The following is a 16,949-nucleotide window of genomic DNA, read 5'->3' on the forward strand; positions in this document are numbered from 1 at the left end:
GGCGATGGCACCAGGGTGGATGGAGCAGTGGGGATTTTCGTATATGGACTTGTGCCGCGGTTAGGGCGCGTGAGCTGGCAGTCTGGTTTTGAGAGCTGTTGCACAAAACCGAGCATTTCTGTGTGACCGGTTTCACCGTTCTGGTTTATCGGTCTTTCGCTCTGTGCGCCACTGTTGCAGTTTGATGGGCAAATGAATAGCCACGATTGTGCGCCATGAACGAAGACCACGATTCCCCCTGGAAAGAAGCTCTGGAAGTCTTTTTTCGACTATTCCTGCACTGTTTTTCCTGGATATCGAGGCCTTGATCGATTGGCGCCAGGCGTTGGTCTTTTGGTTGTGCGCAACAAATATGTTGCGAGCGCAACATATTTGTTGCATTGTCGTTATGTCGAAACGAAGGAAGTACATATGAAGTACAGCGAGTTTCGACGGTGGTTAAAGGCTCAAGGTGTTCATTTTGAACCCGCCAAAGGAAGCCATTTCAAGGCCTACTACGGTGGCCGCCAGACAATTGTTCCCGACCATGGCTCCAAGGAAATAGGCGAAGGATTGAGAAATAAGATACTGAAAGACTTGGGATTCAAGGATTGAACCCTTGGTTTCCAGGCTTGGGAGAGGTGACGAATGTTTGATTACCCAGTGACCCTGCACCATGAGGCTGGCAGCGTTTGGATCAGCAGCGACGATGTGCCGGAACTGAACAGCGCTGGCGATAACGATGCCGAGGCGCTGCTGGATGCTGTTGATGGGCTGGAGTCCGCGCTGTCGCTGTATGTGGATCAGCGCCGCCCGATCCCATTGCCATCGACTGCAAAGCCTGGCCAGGTTTTAGTGCGATTGCCAGCCCTGTCCGCTGCCAAGGTTGCGTTGTGGAACGCGATGCAGGACAAGGGGATTGGCAAGGCCGAAATGGCGCGCCGGCTCGGTGTCAATCGGCCCCAAGTCGATAGGCTGGTGGATTTGTTACACAGCTCGAAGATCGAGCAGGTTGAACATGCTCTGGCCATACTCGGACAGCGGTTGGAAGTCTCTGTCATTGCCGCGTAGATGAGCTAAGGGCGCCGATTGGCGCCTTTAGTCGTTATGCGGTGATGGACTACATCTTCCCGACCAAGTCGGCAGCGGTGCTGGCGTTGGATGGGAAGGCAGTGGTATTGGTCGGTGGTGGGTTTGAACTGTGGGCATGCGTGGAGTACGGACGTTCATCTGCTGCGCCAGGCCAGGCACGCCATATCTGGTCGTCCGGGGTAGGCCCTGACCAGCTCGATGATGGGCATCGCTTTGCGCTGGCTTTACATGCGATTCAGGCCGCACGCAGCGCTGAGAATGCCGACCTCCACAGGGGATAAGCCTGCCTCCTGGAAGTAGCTGGCTGCGTGCGTGGTAACTGCCATGACTTCCTCGATGATCTGACTCGCTTGTACCTTGGATAGGCCGAAACGTTCGCACTGGCTCAGGGCGTTCTCGAAGGTGGCCGCACGCCCCTGCGTGCCTACGATAAGGGCGAGTTCGTCGGTCTGCTCGGGGTGGGGCAGCAGGTCGAATGCAGGGGCAAGCCGGTACTGGTCGTGGCCCTGGTGCAGGAAGCCGTGGTTCTTCAGGTGGTCGTCGGTGTTGCTGATCGAGATGTTGAAGATCATGCGTCGGTACAGGTCATGCCGGTCGGCCTGGGCGTCCTGGCTGATCTTCTGGATGATGGTAGCCAGGCGCAGATAGCTGACCGAGCCTTCCATATCTCCTTGGCGCATGCGCTCTGGCGCTATGAGTGCGTTTGCGCTCAGGTAGTGGCAGCGATGCTCTCCCTCGCGATCGAAGCGCTCAATCAGTAGCAGCGTTCTGCCATTCACTGTATGCAGTCGGTGGCCGGGTACTGGAATGCCGGCGTCCTTTGCCATGGCCAGGCTGGCGAACTCGGCACGCGGCTGGTTGAACAGGTCATCGCGCCGGGAGAGCTTGGCGATGTATTGCCGCTCGTCAAGGCGTACCGTCACCTTGGGCCGGGCGCCGCCCATGGATGAGCCGTAGACCAGCAGTTTGGCCAATGCGTCGTCCAGGTGATCCGGTAGCTCGCCACGGTCGATTTCGTCGGCAAGCTCCAGCAGTCGCTCGAGTTCGGAAAACGAAGGCACGGGAACGGGAGGGGCCACCGAGTGCCGTGAAGCCGAGAAGAGCAGGCAGCCAGCGCCAGCGCCGCGGGAAGCCAGTAGCCATTCGAGCTCGTTGGCAGGGGCCTGTTTGTGGGTGGCGAGGAGTACCTTTCTGCCCCAGTTGTCGGGCGTGGCGTCTTCGAAGCATCCCCATAGCTTCGATGCGGTCTTTTCGCCAGGCGACAGGGGAAGGTTCAGCGGGTCGGCGGAGAATGCGTCGGGTGAGCTGAGCCAGCTCTGTGCGTATGCGAAGCGCAGCCCGGACGGGTCCTTGGCCAGGATACCCATGGGGCGCGGCTCGCCGTCGAGTGCTGCGAAAACGTACGTCTTAGAAATCGGTGTCCAGTTCATCGGACGCCTCCCCGCGAATTCGCTTGGGCTGGTGTGCTCTTTCCATGGATATGCCGACTTCATCGGAAGACGGCGAGGCGATCAGCGCAAGGTCGTCCTCCAGGTTCATTGCACTCAGGACCGCCGCCATTATCCCGATGCCCAGGCCGGGTTCGCCTTTGCTCAGGCGCCTGTAGGTCTGGGCCGTGATCCCGGCGCGGCTGCAAATGGTCTCGACCGAGAGGCGGCGGCGCTTGCGGGCCAGCTCGATGTTGGCGCCGAGCCGAGTGAGCAGGGCCAAGGTCGAATCTGTCAAGAGAGACTTGTGCTTTTGCATGATATTTCATCTTTTAAATGCTTTAGTAGATGATATATCACCTTTTTCTTGGGTGCCATCTTGTTGCTGACAAGGTGTGATCCTACCCGTGGCTGGACTGCCACGGCAGCCGGCTGGCGTAGCGGTGTTGCATCACAGATAAACTGGCGGTTGGGCGGCTTCTCGCAGGATGGGGCGAGGAGCAGGGCGACGATACCCATCGCTTTGTGAACCTATGGGTATCGCTTCGCTCGACCCATCCTACGGGGAGTCGAAGACTGTAGTGCTTCAGGAGAAGCTCTATCGAGGTCCGCTCACGCCGGCACTTCCTTGCCGGCAACCCGCTCGCTGACCACCTTGCCGGCGTGCATATGCACCAGTTGGTCGGCGATGTCGAAATAACGGTCGTCGTGGGAGATGACGATGATGGTCTTGCCCTGGCGCTTCAACTCGGGCAGCAGCTCAGTGTAGAACACCCGGCGGAAGGCCGGGTCCTGGTCGGCGGCCCATTCGTCGAAGACCAGCACCGGGCGTTCCTCCAGCCAGGCGTTGATCAGGGCCAGGCGCTTGCGCTGGCCGGTGGAGAGGTCGGTGGTGCTGAAGGCGCCGTCGCGGATCGAGACCTTGTGGGCGATGTCCAGGCGTCGCAGGTATTTTTCCGCTTCCGCGGGGAGTCGCTGTTTGCCGGGGGCGAGGTCGTCGAACAGGTAGTAGTCGGAGAAAATGGTGGTGAAGAGCTGGCGGTAGTCGTCGCGGTGTTCGGCATCGACGCGCTGGCCGTTCAGGCGGATCTCGCCCTGGTGGGGTTCGTAGAGGCCGAGCAGGACCTTGATCAGGGTGGTCTTGCCGCAGCCGTTCTCGCCGACGATGAAGACGATATCGCCCTGGCGGATTTCCAGGTCCACCGGGCCGAGGTGGAAGGCGCTGCTGCCTTCCACCTCCGGGTAGTCGTAGCCGAGCCGGTGCAGTTCGATACTGTGCAGGGTACTGTCCGTCGCGGGCGGCTCGCTCAGCAGCAGGTGTGGCTCGGGGGAAGAGAAGCGTTGCGAGAGTTCGGCGACCCGGCGGAACGCCACTTCGGCGCGGCTGATGCTGGGGATGGTGGTGATCAGTTGTTCCAGCGGCCCTTTCATATAGAGCATCACCAGGATAAAACCGCCCAGCACGCTCTTGTCGGTGGCCGAGCCTAGGGCCTGGAAGGCGATGACCATGCCGATCACCGCGAAGAACAGCATGGAACCGAAGGTCTCGGCGCTGACGAAGATGGTGGCGGCACGGATATTGGCGCGGCAGATGCTTTCCGTGGTGCCCTTGATATGTCGCTCGAGCATGGTGTGCCGACGCTCGCGCTGGATGCGCAGTTCCTTGGCGCCGGCCGAGATCGCCTGGTAGTGCTTCTGCAACTCGTCCTCGCCATCACGAGCGGCCTGCAGGCTGCGCAGGCCGATGGCATGGGCCAGGTACTGGGCGCCGCCACCGATGACCACGGTAAGCAGGGTCAGCAGCAGGATATGCCAGGACAGCAGTGCCAGGTAGGACAGGCAGCCGAGGGTCACGGTCAGGGAGATCACCATGGGCGCCACGGACAGGGCGAAGCCGCTGATGGTGCCGATATCGTTGAGCAGCACCGGGATCAGGCGGTGGGCGCGATAGCGTTCCAGTTGTTCGATAGGCGCGACGAGGATCTTCGCCGCCAGTTCCTGGCGCATGCGCGCGATGACCTTTTGCCCGACCCGGTTGGTCAGCAGGTTGGACAGGGTGGAACAGGCCAGGGTGAGGATGCACAGGCCGGCGAACAGCAGAGCCAGGCGCGCGGTGGCGCCACCTTCGCGGTTCAGCGCGTCGTTCATGGTCGCCAGCAGCGCGGTGACGCTCAGGCCGCTGACGATACCCAGCAGGGTCGCGAGTGCGACGGACAGCCAGAACGGCTTGAGAATGCGCAGGACTTCCGCGGACAGGCGTGGCGACATGGGGGCTTCTCTGAGACGGACCTTGAACCGACTAGACGAGTTGGCGGCGGAGGGATTTAACCCTGTGAGCAGGCATCTGCCGCAGCAGCGCCCTGGCGGGCGGACCCTTCTTCCCAGCCCTTCTCCCGCCAGTGGAGAAGGACGCTGTAGGGTGCCACGCCGGTGCAATGGATTTGAACGCGACGATATGTGCATGGGTTAACCCGCAAGGGGAAAAGAGAACCGTGCTGCGCCACGCACCATTGGTGAGCCGAACCTAAATCCGCCTTTGACCGTTTCGTCCGTATGGGAAATGTCCGTATCGGGCAGAGGGGCTGGGCAGGGATTTATGAGGGTTTCTCGACGGAAGTTCGTAGCGGGGTTGGCGGCGGCCGGGGTCGCCGGAGGGGCGCTGGTGGCGGCGCGCAGCGCTTACCGCAGTCATCAGGAAAAGGAAGCGGCCGAGCTGAACGAGGAGCCGGAGGTCGTCCCGGTGCCACAGGCGGAAGTGCTGCTTGGCGAGCGACTGGTCGGTATCTGGGATTTTCGTTTGCTCGACGGGCAGGAGGACTATCCCGGGCTGGCACTCGAGCGCCTCGAGCTGCTGCTGGATATCGGTCCGGGTGGGCGGGCGGTACGTGGTGCGCTGGGGCAGCGGCCATTCGATAAAGGCAATCTGCAGGTGTTCGGTGAGCTGGATGCGGGCAAGGTGCCCAACCTGCGCTGGAAGCTGACGGATCATGCTGGCCAGGTATACGACTGTCAGGCGATCTTCGATGAAATCTGGGGCAACTGGAGCAGTGGCGGTGGCCAGGCGACCATCAGTGGCGCCTTGAGCGAGTTGGGCCGCCAGCATGGCTTTTCCACGCGGCAGGCGCGTTTCGTCGCGGTGCGTCGGCCTTTCGTGCTGGCGCGTGAGCGGCTTCCCTATCGGCCCGAGCTCAAGGCCTGGTTGATGTCTCCCGGACACCGGCTGTTCCATCAGGTCTGGCATGCCGCCCGTGATCGCTGGCGGCACCTGGACGAGACGCAACGGCGTGGTGTGCGCGGCCTGGGCTGGCAGCCGGGGCCGGAAGGCAAGGAGCGGGATGCGCGGGGCAAGGAGCGCCACCGCAACGGCTCGGGCGAGGATTTCCTGTTCATGCACCGGGATATGGTGCTGAAGGCGCGCGCCATGCAGCCGCTGCCTTCCTGGCCCAGCCTGCCGGCGCCACGGCCCTATATTGGCCATGGCGTACAGGCATTCGTCGACTATGTGGAAAACCATGATGGTTACTCGGTACCGCCATCCTGGGAGATTCCCGGCGACGATGGATTCAATGCCTGGCTGCTCGGTATCAAGAGCAGCGATGGGTATTTCGGTAATTTCCAGTTGTGGGAAGCGCAGTACCAGAACCCGGAGTACCTGAGCAACTTGTGCCTGGGAGAGCTGGGCTCGCGTATCGAGCTGGGCATCCATGACTGGCTGCATATGTGCTGGGCGTCCCTGGCGCGTGATCCCAACAGCGGCTTGTCGATGCCCTATGCGCGTAATCCCGTCGATTTCTCCGAGCGCTGGTTCCGCGAGGACAACGATTTTCTTGGCGATGCCTTTTCGTCCCACCTCAATCCGGTATTCTGGGCCTTCCATGGCTGGATCGACGACCGTATCGAAGACTGGTTCCTGGCCCATGAGCAGGCGCATCCGGGCGAAGTGCTGCGTACCTTCGTCGATGGTGTGCCCTGGTTCGCCCCTGGCCGTTGGGTCGAACTCGCCCGCCCCTGGCTCGGCCCGCAGCAGGCCGGCTGTGGCGCCTGGCTGCAAGGCAATGGCGGCGGCGGGGAGCTGGATATCGAGACCATGAAGCTGGCGCTGCGGATCATCCATTCCGACGAGACGGAGGTGGAGCGCTTGTCCAGACGCATCCCCCTGCGTCCCTGGTACGGCCGCCACCTGCCCCCCGGGCCGGGAGGAAAGCAGTAGGTTGCAGGCGGCATGAAACCTTTGATTGAAAGTGCTGGAGGCTGGACGTAGAAGCAACGGAGTGCTTGTCGTCCAGCCTCCAGCCTTCCAGCGCTGTTTTCGGCTCTTCGAGTGCGTGGCGCGATTGCCCTGGGTAGGTATGTCGCTGCTATCGGCTTCCAACGATTTTGCTGCTAACCTGCCACCCCTCGAACAGGTGCCTTCGCCATATCCTCTGGCGGGGCTGAAACGGGAAGTCCGGTGGGGCGTGCCAAAGGCATGCCGATTCCGGCGCAGCCCCCGCTGCTGTGAGCCTGACGATGCCGTGATATGCCACTGGAGCCTGCTCCGGGAAGGCGCGGTATTCGGATGATGGCGAGCCAGAAGACCGGCCTGTTGCGATCAGGTATGACCCCGGGGTGTGGGTGGCTGCCGCTGTCAGGTGTCTTCGAGTTTGCCTGCCCGCGTCCATCCCGCCTCCTTTCCGGAGTGGCGAGCGATGATCGACGAACAGAAGAAGCAGAACCATGCCGAGCGCATGAAGCGCAAGAAAGCCGTGGTCGATGCCGGTATCGACAAGGCGCAGATCGAGCGCGGCATCCTGATCCTCATCACCGGCAACGGCAAGGGCAAGAGCACCTCGGCCTTCGGCACCCTGTACCGGGCGCTGGGGCATGGCCAGCAGGCCGGAGTCGTGCAGTTCATCAAGGGTACCCAGGCCTCCGGCGAGGTCATCTACCTGCAGCAGCATGCGCCCCAGGTGCGTTACCACGCCATGGCCACCGGTTTCACCTGGAACACCCAGGACTGGGACAAGGACAAGGCCGCCGCCGACGAGGCCTGGGCCCATGCCCGCGGCATGCTGGCCGATGCCAGCCTGAGCCTGGTGGTGCTCGATGAGTTGACCTATATGCTCAAGTACAACTACCTGTCGCTGGACGAGGTGCTGCAGGCCCTGCGCGAACGCCCCGCGCAGCAGAGCGTGATCGTCACCGGGCGAGCGGCCAAGCCGGAACTGATCGAGCTGGCCGACACGGTGAGCGAGATTCGTGACGTCAAGCATGCCTACAACGCCGGTGTGAAGGGCCAGGCCGGCGTCGATTTCTGATGCTTTTCCGCTTTCGTCGGCGCCGTCTTGGCTGCGAACCGCGATGGCCGCGATGGCTTCGCGGGCAAGCCCGTTCCTGCGTGCTGCTTGCGCTGTCGCTGCTGCTCGCCCAGGGCTCCATGGCACTGCCCAGAGTGGTGTCGACCAACCTGTGCGCCGATTACCTGGCGCTGGGCCTGGCGGCGCCCGGGCAACTGCTCTCGGTGTCGGCGAAGAGCCAGGATGCGCGGGTGTCGTCCATGCCGCGGCAGGCGCGCCAGTACCCGGCGAACCAGGCCAGTGCCGAGGAAATCGTCGCACTGCGCCCGGACCTGGTGCTGGCCTCGCGGCGCTGGCTGGCGCAGAACCCGCGCGAGCTGTTCCAGCGCCATGGCATCGAGGTGCTGGCGGTGCCATACCCGACCACTTGGCAGCAGATCTTCGATACCACCCTATTGGTTGCACAGCATATGGATCGGGAGGCGGCCGGGCAGGCACAGGTGGCCGATTGGCAGGCGCGTCTGCAACGGTTGCAGACGCGTGAACGACCCTTCCGCTTGCTGTACTTGCGGCCCAACGGCGGTAGTGCCGGGCGCGAGACGTATGTCGATACGGTGTTCCAGGCCTTGGGGGCTGAGAATGCCTTTCCTGCCCGGGGCTGGGGGCATTACCCCCTTGAGCGCCTGCTCGGTGCACCGCCGGATGTGCTGGTGAAGGCGGATATGCTGATCGACCAGGGCCATGCCAAGTCGTCCTATTGGCGCCATCCCCGATTGCAGCAACTGTTGCGTCATACCCCGTCGATCACCATCGCCGACAACCACTGGGGCTGCAGCGACGGGCAATTGGTGACGGCCGCCGAGCAACTGGCCGGGCAACTGGATGCATTGGCCGATGCGGGAGCGCTGCGCCCATGAACCGACTGGTGAATCCCGTCCTGCTGCTGGCATTGGCTGTGCTGTTCCTGTTGTCGCTGGGCATCGGTTCGGTATCCCTGGCGCCCGGCGAGGTGTTGCGGGCGTTGCTGCAATGGCAGCCGGCCAGTGACGACCTGCGCGAGCTGGCGGTGCAGCACTGGGTCATCGTGCATGAAATCCGCCTGCCCAGGGTGCTGCTGGCGATCCTCGTCGGCATGTCGCTGGGCACGGCGGGGGCGGCGTTGCAGGGGCTGTTGCGCAATCCGCTGGCGGAGCCGGGCCTGCTCGGCGTCAGCAGCAGCGCCAGCCTGGGGGCGGTGCTGTGCCTCTACTACGGTTATGCCAGCCTGAGCCACTGGCTGCTGCCGGGCGCCGCCATGGGCGGCGCGGCGCTGGCTACCTTGCTGCTGTACGTCATCGCCCGCCGCCGGGGCGGCAACCTGACGCTGATCCTGGCCGGCGTGGCGCTCTCCGCCCTGGCGGCGGCGCTGACCTCCCTGGCGATCAACCTGGCGCCGACGCCGACCGACATGCAGGACATCGTGCTCTGGCTGATGGGCTCGCTGAGCGACCGCAGTTTCGCCGACATCCACTTGAGCCTGCCATTCATCCTCGCGGGCCTGGCGCTGTTGCTGGCCTGTGGCCGGCAATTGGATGCGTTGACCCTGGGCGAGGACGAGGCCGGCAGCCTGGGCGTCAACCTGGCCCGCCTGCGCTTGCAGATCATCCTCGGCACGGCGTTGTGCGTGGGCGCCAGTGTGGCGGTCACTGGCGCCATCGGTTTTATCGGGCTGGTGGTGCCGCACCTGTTGCGGCGCTGGGTCGACTACCACCCGTCGCGGCTGCTGCTGAGCAGCGCGCTGGGCGGCGCCATCCTGCTGCTGGCGGCGGATATCCTGCTGCGCCTGGTCAGTGGCGAGCAGGAGCTGATGCTCGGCGTGGTAACGGCCTTGCTCGGCGCGCCGTTCTTCCTGCTGTTGGTGCTGCGCCAGCGTGGAAGCCTGGCCCGATGAGCTGGCTGGCGCTGGAGGCGGTCGGCCTGGCGATCGACGGCAAGCGGCTGCTCGACAGTATCTCCCTGGAAGTGGAACAGGGCTGCCTGCTGGGCCTGATCGGCCCCAATGGCGCCGGCAAGAGCAGCCTGCTCAAGGCGCTGGCGCATCTGTTGCCCTATAGCGGCGCCATCCGCCTCGACGGCCAGGACCTGAAGACCCTCGACCCGCGCCAGCGCGCCCTGCGCCTGGCCTACCTGGGGCAGGGCGACGAGAGCGGCTGGCCATTGCGCCTGGGCGATTATGTCGCGTTGGGGCGGCTACCGCACCGGACGTTCTGGGGCCTGCCGAGCCAGGCCGACCGGCAGGCGGTGGCGCAGGCCATGGCGGATATGGCCTTGACCGGGCTGGCCTCACGCCGCGTCGACAGCCTCTCCGGCGGCGAACGGGCGCGGGCGCGGCTGGCGCGGGCACTGGCGGTCGGCAGCCCGCTGCTGCTGGCGGACGAACCGGTGGCGGCGCTGGACCCTTTCCATCAACTGAACGTGATGCAGATGCTCGGCGCCCAGTGCCGCCAGGGCCGCAGCGTGCTGGTGGTGTTGCACGACCTGACCCTGGCCAGTCGCTTCTGCGACCGGGTGCTGCTGCTCGACCAGGGCCGCGTGGTGGAGTACGGCAGCCCGCGCCAGGTGCTGACGCCGAAGAACCTGCAGCAGGTGTACAAGGTGCAGGCGATGCTCGGCGAGCACCAGCAGCAGCCGTTCGTACTGCCCTGGGCCTGCCGCCCGGAAGGGGATGGCGCATGAAGACAAGCCACCACTCCATAAACGTAGGATGGGTTGAGCGTAGCGATACCCATCACCGGACACCACTGATGGGTGTCGTCGCTCTGCTCCTCGCCCCATCCTACGGATTGCCCGAGCCAGAGGCACAAGTATGACGAGCCAACTGCTGATCTGTGAAACCTGCGGCTATGACGCCGCCAACCCGGAGCAGCCGCGGCGCGGGGCGTTGTTCGCCGAGCAGGTCGAGCGGCTGGCGCTGGAGCGTGGCGTATCGCTGCGCCTGGGCCGTACCCGCTGCCTGATGGCCTGCCAGCGGCATTGCAGCGTGCTGCTGCGGGCGCCGGGCAAGATCGCCTACGTGCTGGGGGATTTCCAGCCGGACCAGGCCGCGGCCCAGGCGCTGCTGGACTATGCCGAGCACTATCGAATCTCGAACAGCGGCCAGGTGCCGTTCCGTGACTGGCCGCAGGGGATAAAGGGCAAGTTCATTGCCCGGATTCCCGTGCTGGACGACTGATTTTCAACTTTCTTTTCCACTTTGAGTCGAGCGAGGACAACACCATGGCCGTTCAAGGCAAGATTCCCGTCACCATCGTCACTGGCTTCCTCGGCAGCGGCAAGACCACGCTGCTGCGTCATATCCTGGAGAACGCCGAAGGGCGGCGTATCGCGGTGATCGTCAATGAGTTCGGCGAACTGGGGATCGATGGCGAGATCCTGCGGGGCTGCGGTATCGGTTGCGACGAGAACGGCACCGAGCAGGGGGGGCAGTTGTACGAACTGTCCAACGGCTGCCTGTGCTGCACGGTGCAGGAAGAGTTCTACCCGGTGATGAAGGAACTGATCGGGCGCCGCGACGAACTGGACCACATTCTTGTCGAAACCTCCGGCCTGGCCCTGCCCAAGCCGCTGGTGCAGGCCTTCAACTGGCCGGAGATCAAGAACGCCTGCACCGTCGACGCGGTGATCACCCTGGTCGACGTGCCGGCCACCGCCGCCGGCCAGTTCGCCGCCAATCCGCGGGCGGTGGATGCCCAGCGCCGCGCCGACCCGAATCTCGACCACGAATCGCCGTTGCATGAGCTGTTCGAGGACCAGTTGCTGTCCGCCGACCTGGTGGTGCTGAGCAAGACCGACCAGGCCGATGCCGCGACCATTCGCCAGGTGGAAGCGCTGGTGCGCGAGGAACTGCCGCCCCAGGTCAAGGTGGTGGCCAGCGATCAGGGGCGCCTCGGCCTGGACCTGCTGCTGGGCCTGTCCAGCGCCTCGGAAGACAGCATCCACCTGCGTGAAAGCCATCACGACCACGGCGATGACGAGGAGCATGAGCACGACCATGACCTGTTCGAGTCGCTGGCGGTGAAGCTGCCGCTGGTCGAGCGCGAGTGCCTGCTGGCGATCCTTCAGGGGCTGGTCGAGCGCCACGATATCCTGCGTATCAAGGGTTTCCTGGCACTGCCGGGCAAACCCATGCGGCTGGTGGTGCATGGCGTCGGCAAGCGCTTCGACAGCTACTTCGACCGCCGCTGGCGCGACGACGAGACACCCCACAGCTACCTGGTGCTGATTGGTCGCGAGCTGGATGCCGAGCAACTGCAGGGCGCGCTGCAAGGCGCGGTGATCGGGGCCTGAGCCATGCATATGCTGTCAGCGCTGCCGGGTGGCTATGTCGAGGACGCGTCGATCATCACCCGGCTGGACCAGACGCCTGGCGAGATCGTCATCCTCAGCGCCGCCGACACCACCCTGGCACTGCTGGCGGCGACCTGCCCGGCCGAGGATTTCCCGGGCGTGCGCCTGGCCAACCTGATGCACCTGCGCCAGCACGCGTCCATCGACCTCTACCTGGAGGAAGTGCTGCAGCATGCGCGGCTGATCGTCATCGACCATCTTGGCGGCGAGAGCTACTGGCCCTACGGCACCGAGCAGGTCGTCAGCCTGTGTCAGCGCAAGGGCATCGCTTTGGCGATGTTCTCCGGGGACATGAGCGAAGACCCTAACCTGCTGGCCCTGAGCACCATCGACAGCGACGATTGCCGCCAGTTTTGGCGCTACCTGCGCGAGGGCGGCGCGGGCAATGCGCGGCAGTTCTACCGTTTTATCGGCGAGCGTTTCTTCCAGCGCTCCTGGCAGGCGTTGCCGCCCCAGGTGCTGCCACCGGTGGCGATCTTTCATCCTGAACACGACAGCGCCAGCGTCAGCCACTGGCAGGCCGAGTGGCACCCGGACGCGCCCTGCGTGCTGCTGGTGTTCTACCGGGCGCACTTGCAGGCGGGCAACACCGAGGTGTTCCGCGAATTGTGCGTGGAACTGCTGCGCCAGGGCCTGAACCCGTTGCCGCTGGCGCTGCTGTCGCTCAAGGATGCCCTTTGCCTGGATACCCTGCGCCAGGTGTGCGAGCAGCAACAGGTGGCGTTGATCCTCAACACCACGGCGTTCTCCCACTCGGCCATGGACGATCCGGGCGACCATGCCCTGGCCGGCGATATCCCGGTGCTGCAGGTAGTGCTGTCCGGCGGTAACCGCGAAAGCTGGGAAGCCGATGCCCATGGCCTGCAACCGCGCGACATGGCCATGCATGTGGCGCTGCCGGAGGTGGATGGGCGCATCATCAGCCGCGCGGTCAGTTTCAAGGGCTCCCAGGGGCGCGATGCGCTGACCCAGTGCGACGTGGTGCAGTACCAGGCCCTGGCCGACCGGCTGGATTTCGTCTGCGAGCTGGCGAGCCGCTGGTGTCGCCTGCGCAGCCTGGAGAATAGCGACAAGCGCCTGGCGCTGATTCTGGCCAACTACCCGACCCGCGAGGGGCGCCTGGGCAATGGTGTCGGCCTGGATACGCCGGCCTCGCTGATCGGCATCCTGCAACGCCTGCAAGGCGAGGGCTATGGCGTCGAGGATATTCCCGCCGATGGCGATGCGCTGATGCGCCTGCTCAGGCAGGGCATCACCAACGATCCGGACAACTGGGCCGTGCGCCCGGCCTGGCAGAGCCTGGCGATGGAGGATTACCTGGCCTTCTTCGATGGCCTGCCGCAGGCCAACCGGCAAGCCATTCGACAGCGCTGGGGCGCGCCCGAGGCCGATCCGATGCTGCGCCAGGGGCGCTTCATGATCGCCGGGCTGCGGTTGGGGCGGGTGTTCGTCGGCATCCAGCCGGCGCGGGGCTACGACCTCGACGAAATGGCCAACTACCACGACCCCGACCTGGTGCCGCCACATTACTACCTGGCCTTCTATTGCTGGCTGCGCCAGCGCTGGGCGGCGGACGCCATCGTGCACGTCGGCAAGCATGGCAACCTGGAGTGGCTGCCGGGCAAGAGCGTGGCCCTCAGCGAGCAGTGCTGGCCGGACCTGGTGTTCGGGCCGATGCCGCACCTCTATCCATTCATCGTCAACGACCCGGGCGAGGGCACCCAGGCCAAGCGCCGTGCCCAGGCGGTGATCATCGACCACCTGATGCCGCCGCTGACCCGCGCCGAGAGCTATGGCGTGACCCGCGACCTGGAGCGGCTGGTCGACGAGTTCTATGACGCGTTGACCCTCGATCCCCGGCGCGCCGGGCTGCTGCGCCGGCAGATCCTCGAACTGATCCTCGCCCATAACCTGCATGCCGACCTCGGCCTGCCGCCGCCGGAGGATGAGGAAAGCGAGCAGCGCCTGCTCAATCGCACCGACACCTACCTGTGCGAATTGAAGGAGAGCCAGATCCGTGATGGCCTGCATATCTTCGGCCAGTCGCCGCAACAGCGATTGCTGCGCGATACCCTGCTGGCGCTGGCGCGGCATCCGGTCGGCGACGGCCAGGGCGGCAATGCCAGCCTGATCCGCGCGCTGGCCGCCGACCTGCTGCCGGCGAGCCAGTCCTGCGAGAAGCGCTTCGATCCGCTGGATGCCGCCTGGGGCGAACCCTGGCAGGGCGAACGGCCCGCGGTGCTGCTGGAACTGTCCGAGCAGGCCTGGCGCACCCTGGGCGATACCCGTGAACGCCTGGAACTGCTGGCCCTGCGCTTGTTGGAACAGAGGCTGCCGGGCGGCGTCGAGTGGCCGCGGACGGCACTGGTGCTTGAGCGTGTGGAAACGGACCTGCGCCCGCGCTTGCAAGCCTGTGGCGAGCAGGAGCTGTTGCAGCTCTGCCGTGGCCTGGCCGGGCGCTTCGTACCACCCGGCCCCAGTGGTGCGCCGTCCCGTGGCCGCCCCGATGTGCTGCCGACCGGCCGCAACTTCTTCTCGGTGGACACGCGCATGATCCCCACGCCCACCGCCTGGGCGCTGGGCGAGAAGTCGGCGGCGCTGCTGGTCGAGCGCTTCGTGCAGGACAACGGCGACTACCCGCGCAGCATCGGCCTGTCGGTCTGGGGCACCGCCACCATGCGCACCGGCGGCGACGATATCGCCCAGGCCTTCGCCTTGCTCGGGGTGCGGCCGAAGTGGGCCGAGGGCAGCTACCGGGTGACGGATTTCGAGGTGCTGCCGCAAAAGCGTCTGGATCGCCCACGGGTGGACGTGACGCTGCGGGTGTCCGGCTTCTTCCGCGATGCCTTCGCCAATGTCATGCAGATGTTCGACGCGGCGGTGCAGCGTGTCGCCGAGCTGGACGAAACGGACGATTGCAACCCGATCCGCGCGCGCATTCGCCAGGAGAGCGATGAGTTGCAGGCGGCGGGCATGGACGCGGCGCAGGCACGGCGCCAGGCCGGCTTCCGTATCTTCGGCGCCAAGCCGGGCGCCTATGGCGCCGGCTTGCAGGGGCTGATGGATTCGCGCGACTGGCAGGGCGATGCCGACCTGGCCGCGGCCTACCTGAACTGGGGCGGCTATGCCTACGGCCAACAGACCTACGGCGAAACCGCCCGCGAAGGCTTCGCCCGGCGCCTGGGGCGGATCCAGGCGGTGGTGCAGAACCAGGACAACCGCGAGCACGACCTGCTCGACTCCGACGACTACTACCAGTTCCAGGGTGGCATGAGCGCCGCCGTGCGCCACCTCGGCGGGCGCCAGCCGGCGATTCTCTTCGGCGACCACAGCAACCCGCAGGCGCCGCGTATCCGCAGCCTGGACGAGGAAGTCAGCCGGGTCATGCGCGCCCGGGTGACCAACCCGAAATGGCTGGACGGCATCAAGCGCCACGGCTACAAGGGCGCCTTCGAGATGGCGGCGACGGTGGACTACCTGTTCGCCTACGATGCCACCACCGGCGTGGTGCGCGACGACCAGTACGCCAGCCTGAGCGACGCCTGGCTGGAGGATGCGGACACCCGCGAATTCCTCCAGCGGCACAATCCGGATGCCCTGCGCGATATCAGCGAACGCCTGCTGGAAGCCATCCAGCGTGGCCTGTGGCGGGAACCCGGGGATTATCGACAACGTATCGAGCAGCACCTGCTGGATGCCGAACACACACTGGAAGGTGGCGCATGACTCCGCACTATCCCTTTGCCGCCCTGCATGGCCAGGACGAACTGCGCCTGGCGCTGCTGCTGGTGGCCATCGACCCGCGCATCGGCGGCGTACTGATCGAGGGCCCGCGTGGCACCGCCAAGTCCACCAGTGCGCGGGCGCTGGCCGACCTGCTGGCGGACGGGCGGCTGGTCAACCTGCCGCTGGGCAGCAGCGAGGAGCAACTGGCTGGTTCGCTGGATATCCAGGCCGCGCTGCGCGATGGCGAGGTGGCGTTCAGGCCCGGCCTGCTGGCGCGGGCCGATGGTGGCGTGCTCTATGTGGACGAGGTCAACCTGCTGGCCGACAGCCTGGTCGACCTGCTGCTGGATGTCTGCGCCAGTAGCGTCAACCGTATCGAACGCGACGGTATTTCCCACCAGCATGCGGCGCGTATCGCGCTGGTCGGCACCATGAACCCGGAGGAGGGCGAGCTACGTCCGCAACTGCTGGACCGTTTCGGCCTGTTGGTGCGCCTGGGGCAGACCATCGAGCCCGAGCAGCGCGAGCGCATCGTGCGCAGCCGGCTGCAGTTCGATCGCGATCCCCAGGCCTTTGTCGCGCGATACCAGGCGCAGCAGCAGGTGTTGAGCGAGCGGCTGGGCGAGGCGCGGCGGCGGGTGGTGACGCTTGAGTTCAGCGATGCGCTGTATCGCCTGGTCAGCAGGTTGTGCCATGGGGCGGGTGTCGAGGGCGTGCGCGCGGACCTGGTGATGCTGCGCGCCGCCGCCGCCCATGCCGCCTGGCAGGGCCGAGACGAGGTGGGCGAGGGCGATGTGCGGGCGGTGGCGGAACTGGTGCTGGCGCATCGGCGCAAGAATCCGCCAGAGCCGTCAGCGGATAGCGGGGCACAGCCGCCGTCTTCGGCATCTTCTTCGATGACGGGGGAAGGTCTGGCCGATACGAGCGATGACGGTGACTGGGGCGCCATGCCGCCGCAGGCCGTGGCGATACAGGAGCCGACTGCGCGGCGCCCACGGCTGGAGCCATCCCCGGCAAAAAAGCCCTGAGGCCACACCTGGCGGGTGGTCGCCTGCCCAAGGCT

At 65.2% G+C, this 16,949-nt stretch carries 14 protein-coding genes and 1 riboswitch; of the genes, 11 read left to right on the plus strand and 3 right to left on the minus strand.

Annotated features, from left to right (window positions below; all coding sequences use genetic code 11):
- Positions 1-411 precede the first annotated feature (411 nt).
- Both DNJ95_RS06555 and DNJ95_RS06560 read left to right on the plus strand, forming a co-directional pair.
- A complete protein-coding gene (locus DNJ95_RS06555) occupies positions 412-594 on the plus strand; it encodes a type II toxin-antitoxin system HicA family toxin (protein ID WP_131183926.1) in 183 nt (60 codons plus the stop codon).
- 33 nt (positions 595-627) lie between these two features.
- Positions 628-1,050: a helix-turn-helix domain-containing protein gene (locus tag DNJ95_RS06560; RefSeq protein ID WP_131183927.1), complete on the plus strand. Its 423-nt coding sequence runs from the start codon at positions 628-630 to the stop codon at positions 1,048-1,050.
- Between the two features lie 245 nt (positions 1,051-1,295).
- Here the strand turns inward: DNJ95_RS06560 and DNJ95_RS06565 are convergent, their stop codons facing one another.
- From DNJ95_RS06565 to DNJ95_RS06575, 3 genes are all read right to left on the minus strand, one after another.
- Positions 1,296-2,564 (minus strand): type II toxin-antitoxin system HipA family toxin, encoded by a 1,269-nt coding sequence (locus DNJ95_RS06565; protein WP_242671923.1) that lies wholly within the window; start codon positions 2,562-2,564, stop codon positions 1,296-1,298.
- The gene (locus tag DNJ95_RS06570; RefSeq protein WP_131183928.1) at positions 2,479-2,817 is read right to left on the minus strand and encodes a helix-turn-helix domain-containing protein; all 339 of its coding nucleotides are present in this window, start codon (positions 2,815-2,817) and stop codon (positions 2,479-2,481) included. The genes DNJ95_RS06565 and DNJ95_RS06570 overlap by 86 nt, the downstream gene beginning before the upstream one ends.
- A 293-nt stretch (positions 2,818-3,110) precedes the next feature.
- On the minus strand, positions 3,111-4,766 hold the full coding sequence (locus DNJ95_RS06575) for a cyclic peptide export ABC transporter (protein WP_131183929.1): 1,656 nt from the start codon (positions 4,764-4,766) through the stop codon (positions 3,111-3,113).
- A 328-nt stretch (positions 4,767-5,094) separates the two neighbouring features.
- Here DNJ95_RS06575 and pvdP point away from each other — a divergent pair, with 328 nt between their 5' ends.
- From pvdP to DNJ95_RS06620, 9 genes are all read left to right on the plus strand, one after another.
- Positions 5,095-6,708, plus strand: a complete 1,614-nt coding sequence (gene pvdP / locus DNJ95_RS06580) for a pyoverdine maturation tyrosinase PvdP (RefSeq protein WP_165491590.1) — start codon at positions 5,095-5,097, stop codon at positions 6,706-6,708.
- A 177-nt stretch (positions 6,709-6,885) separates the two neighbouring features.
- Positions 6,886-7,098, plus strand: a riboswitch (cobalamin riboswitch).
- An 88-nt stretch (positions 7,099-7,186) separates the two neighbouring features.
- Complete coding sequence (cobO, locus tag DNJ95_RS06585) at positions 7,187-7,795, plus strand: cob(I)yrinic acid a,c-diamide adenosyltransferase (protein WP_181953379.1); 609 nt, start codon at positions 7,187-7,189, stop codon at positions 7,793-7,795.
- A 119-nt stretch (positions 7,796-7,914) separates the two neighbouring features.
- Positions 7,915-8,691 (plus strand): ABC transporter substrate-binding protein, encoded by a 777-nt coding sequence (locus tag DNJ95_RS06590; protein WP_165491591.1) that lies wholly within the window; start codon positions 7,915-7,917, stop codon positions 8,689-8,691.
- The gene (locus DNJ95_RS06595; protein WP_131183931.1) at positions 8,688-9,704 is read left to right on the plus strand and encodes a FecCD family ABC transporter permease; all 1,017 of its coding nucleotides are present in this window, start codon (positions 8,688-8,690) and stop codon (positions 9,702-9,704) included. The genes DNJ95_RS06590 and DNJ95_RS06595 overlap by 4 nt, the downstream gene beginning before the upstream one ends.
- Positions 9,701-10,489 (plus strand): ABC transporter ATP-binding protein, encoded by a 789-nt coding sequence (locus DNJ95_RS06600; protein WP_131183932.1) that lies wholly within the window; start codon positions 9,701-9,703, stop codon positions 10,487-10,489. Before DNJ95_RS06595 ends, DNJ95_RS06600 begins: the two co-directional genes overlap by 4 nt.
- A 130-nt stretch (positions 10,490-10,619) precedes the next feature.
- A complete protein-coding gene (locus DNJ95_RS06605; RefSeq protein ID WP_131183933.1) occupies positions 10,620-10,985 on the plus strand; it encodes a DUF1636 family protein in 366 nt (121 codons plus the stop codon).
- Positions 10,986-11,029: 44 nt separating this feature from the next.
- Entirely contained in the window at positions 11,030-12,100 is a 1,071-nt protein-coding gene (gene cobW / locus DNJ95_RS06610) for a cobalamin biosynthesis protein CobW (RefSeq protein ID WP_131183934.1), read from the plus strand.
- Positions 12,101-12,103: 3 nt separating this feature from the next.
- Positions 12,104-15,886, plus strand: coding sequence for a cobaltochelatase subunit CobN (cobN, locus tag DNJ95_RS19325; RefSeq protein ID WP_131183935.1), 3,783 nt, complete (start codon positions 12,104-12,106; stop codon positions 15,884-15,886).
- Positions 15,883-16,914, plus strand: coding sequence for a magnesium chelatase ATPase subunit I (locus DNJ95_RS06620; protein WP_131183936.1), 1,032 nt, complete (start codon positions 15,883-15,885; stop codon positions 16,912-16,914). The genes cobN and DNJ95_RS06620 overlap by 4 nt, the downstream gene beginning before the upstream one ends.
- Positions 16,915-16,949 lie beyond the last annotated feature (35 nt).

Source organism: Stutzerimonas kirkiae, from assembly GCF_004327335.1.
In the GTDB taxonomy this organism is placed as follows: Bacteria; Pseudomonadota; Gammaproteobacteria; order Pseudomonadales; family Pseudomonadaceae; genus Stutzerimonas; species Stutzerimonas kirkiae.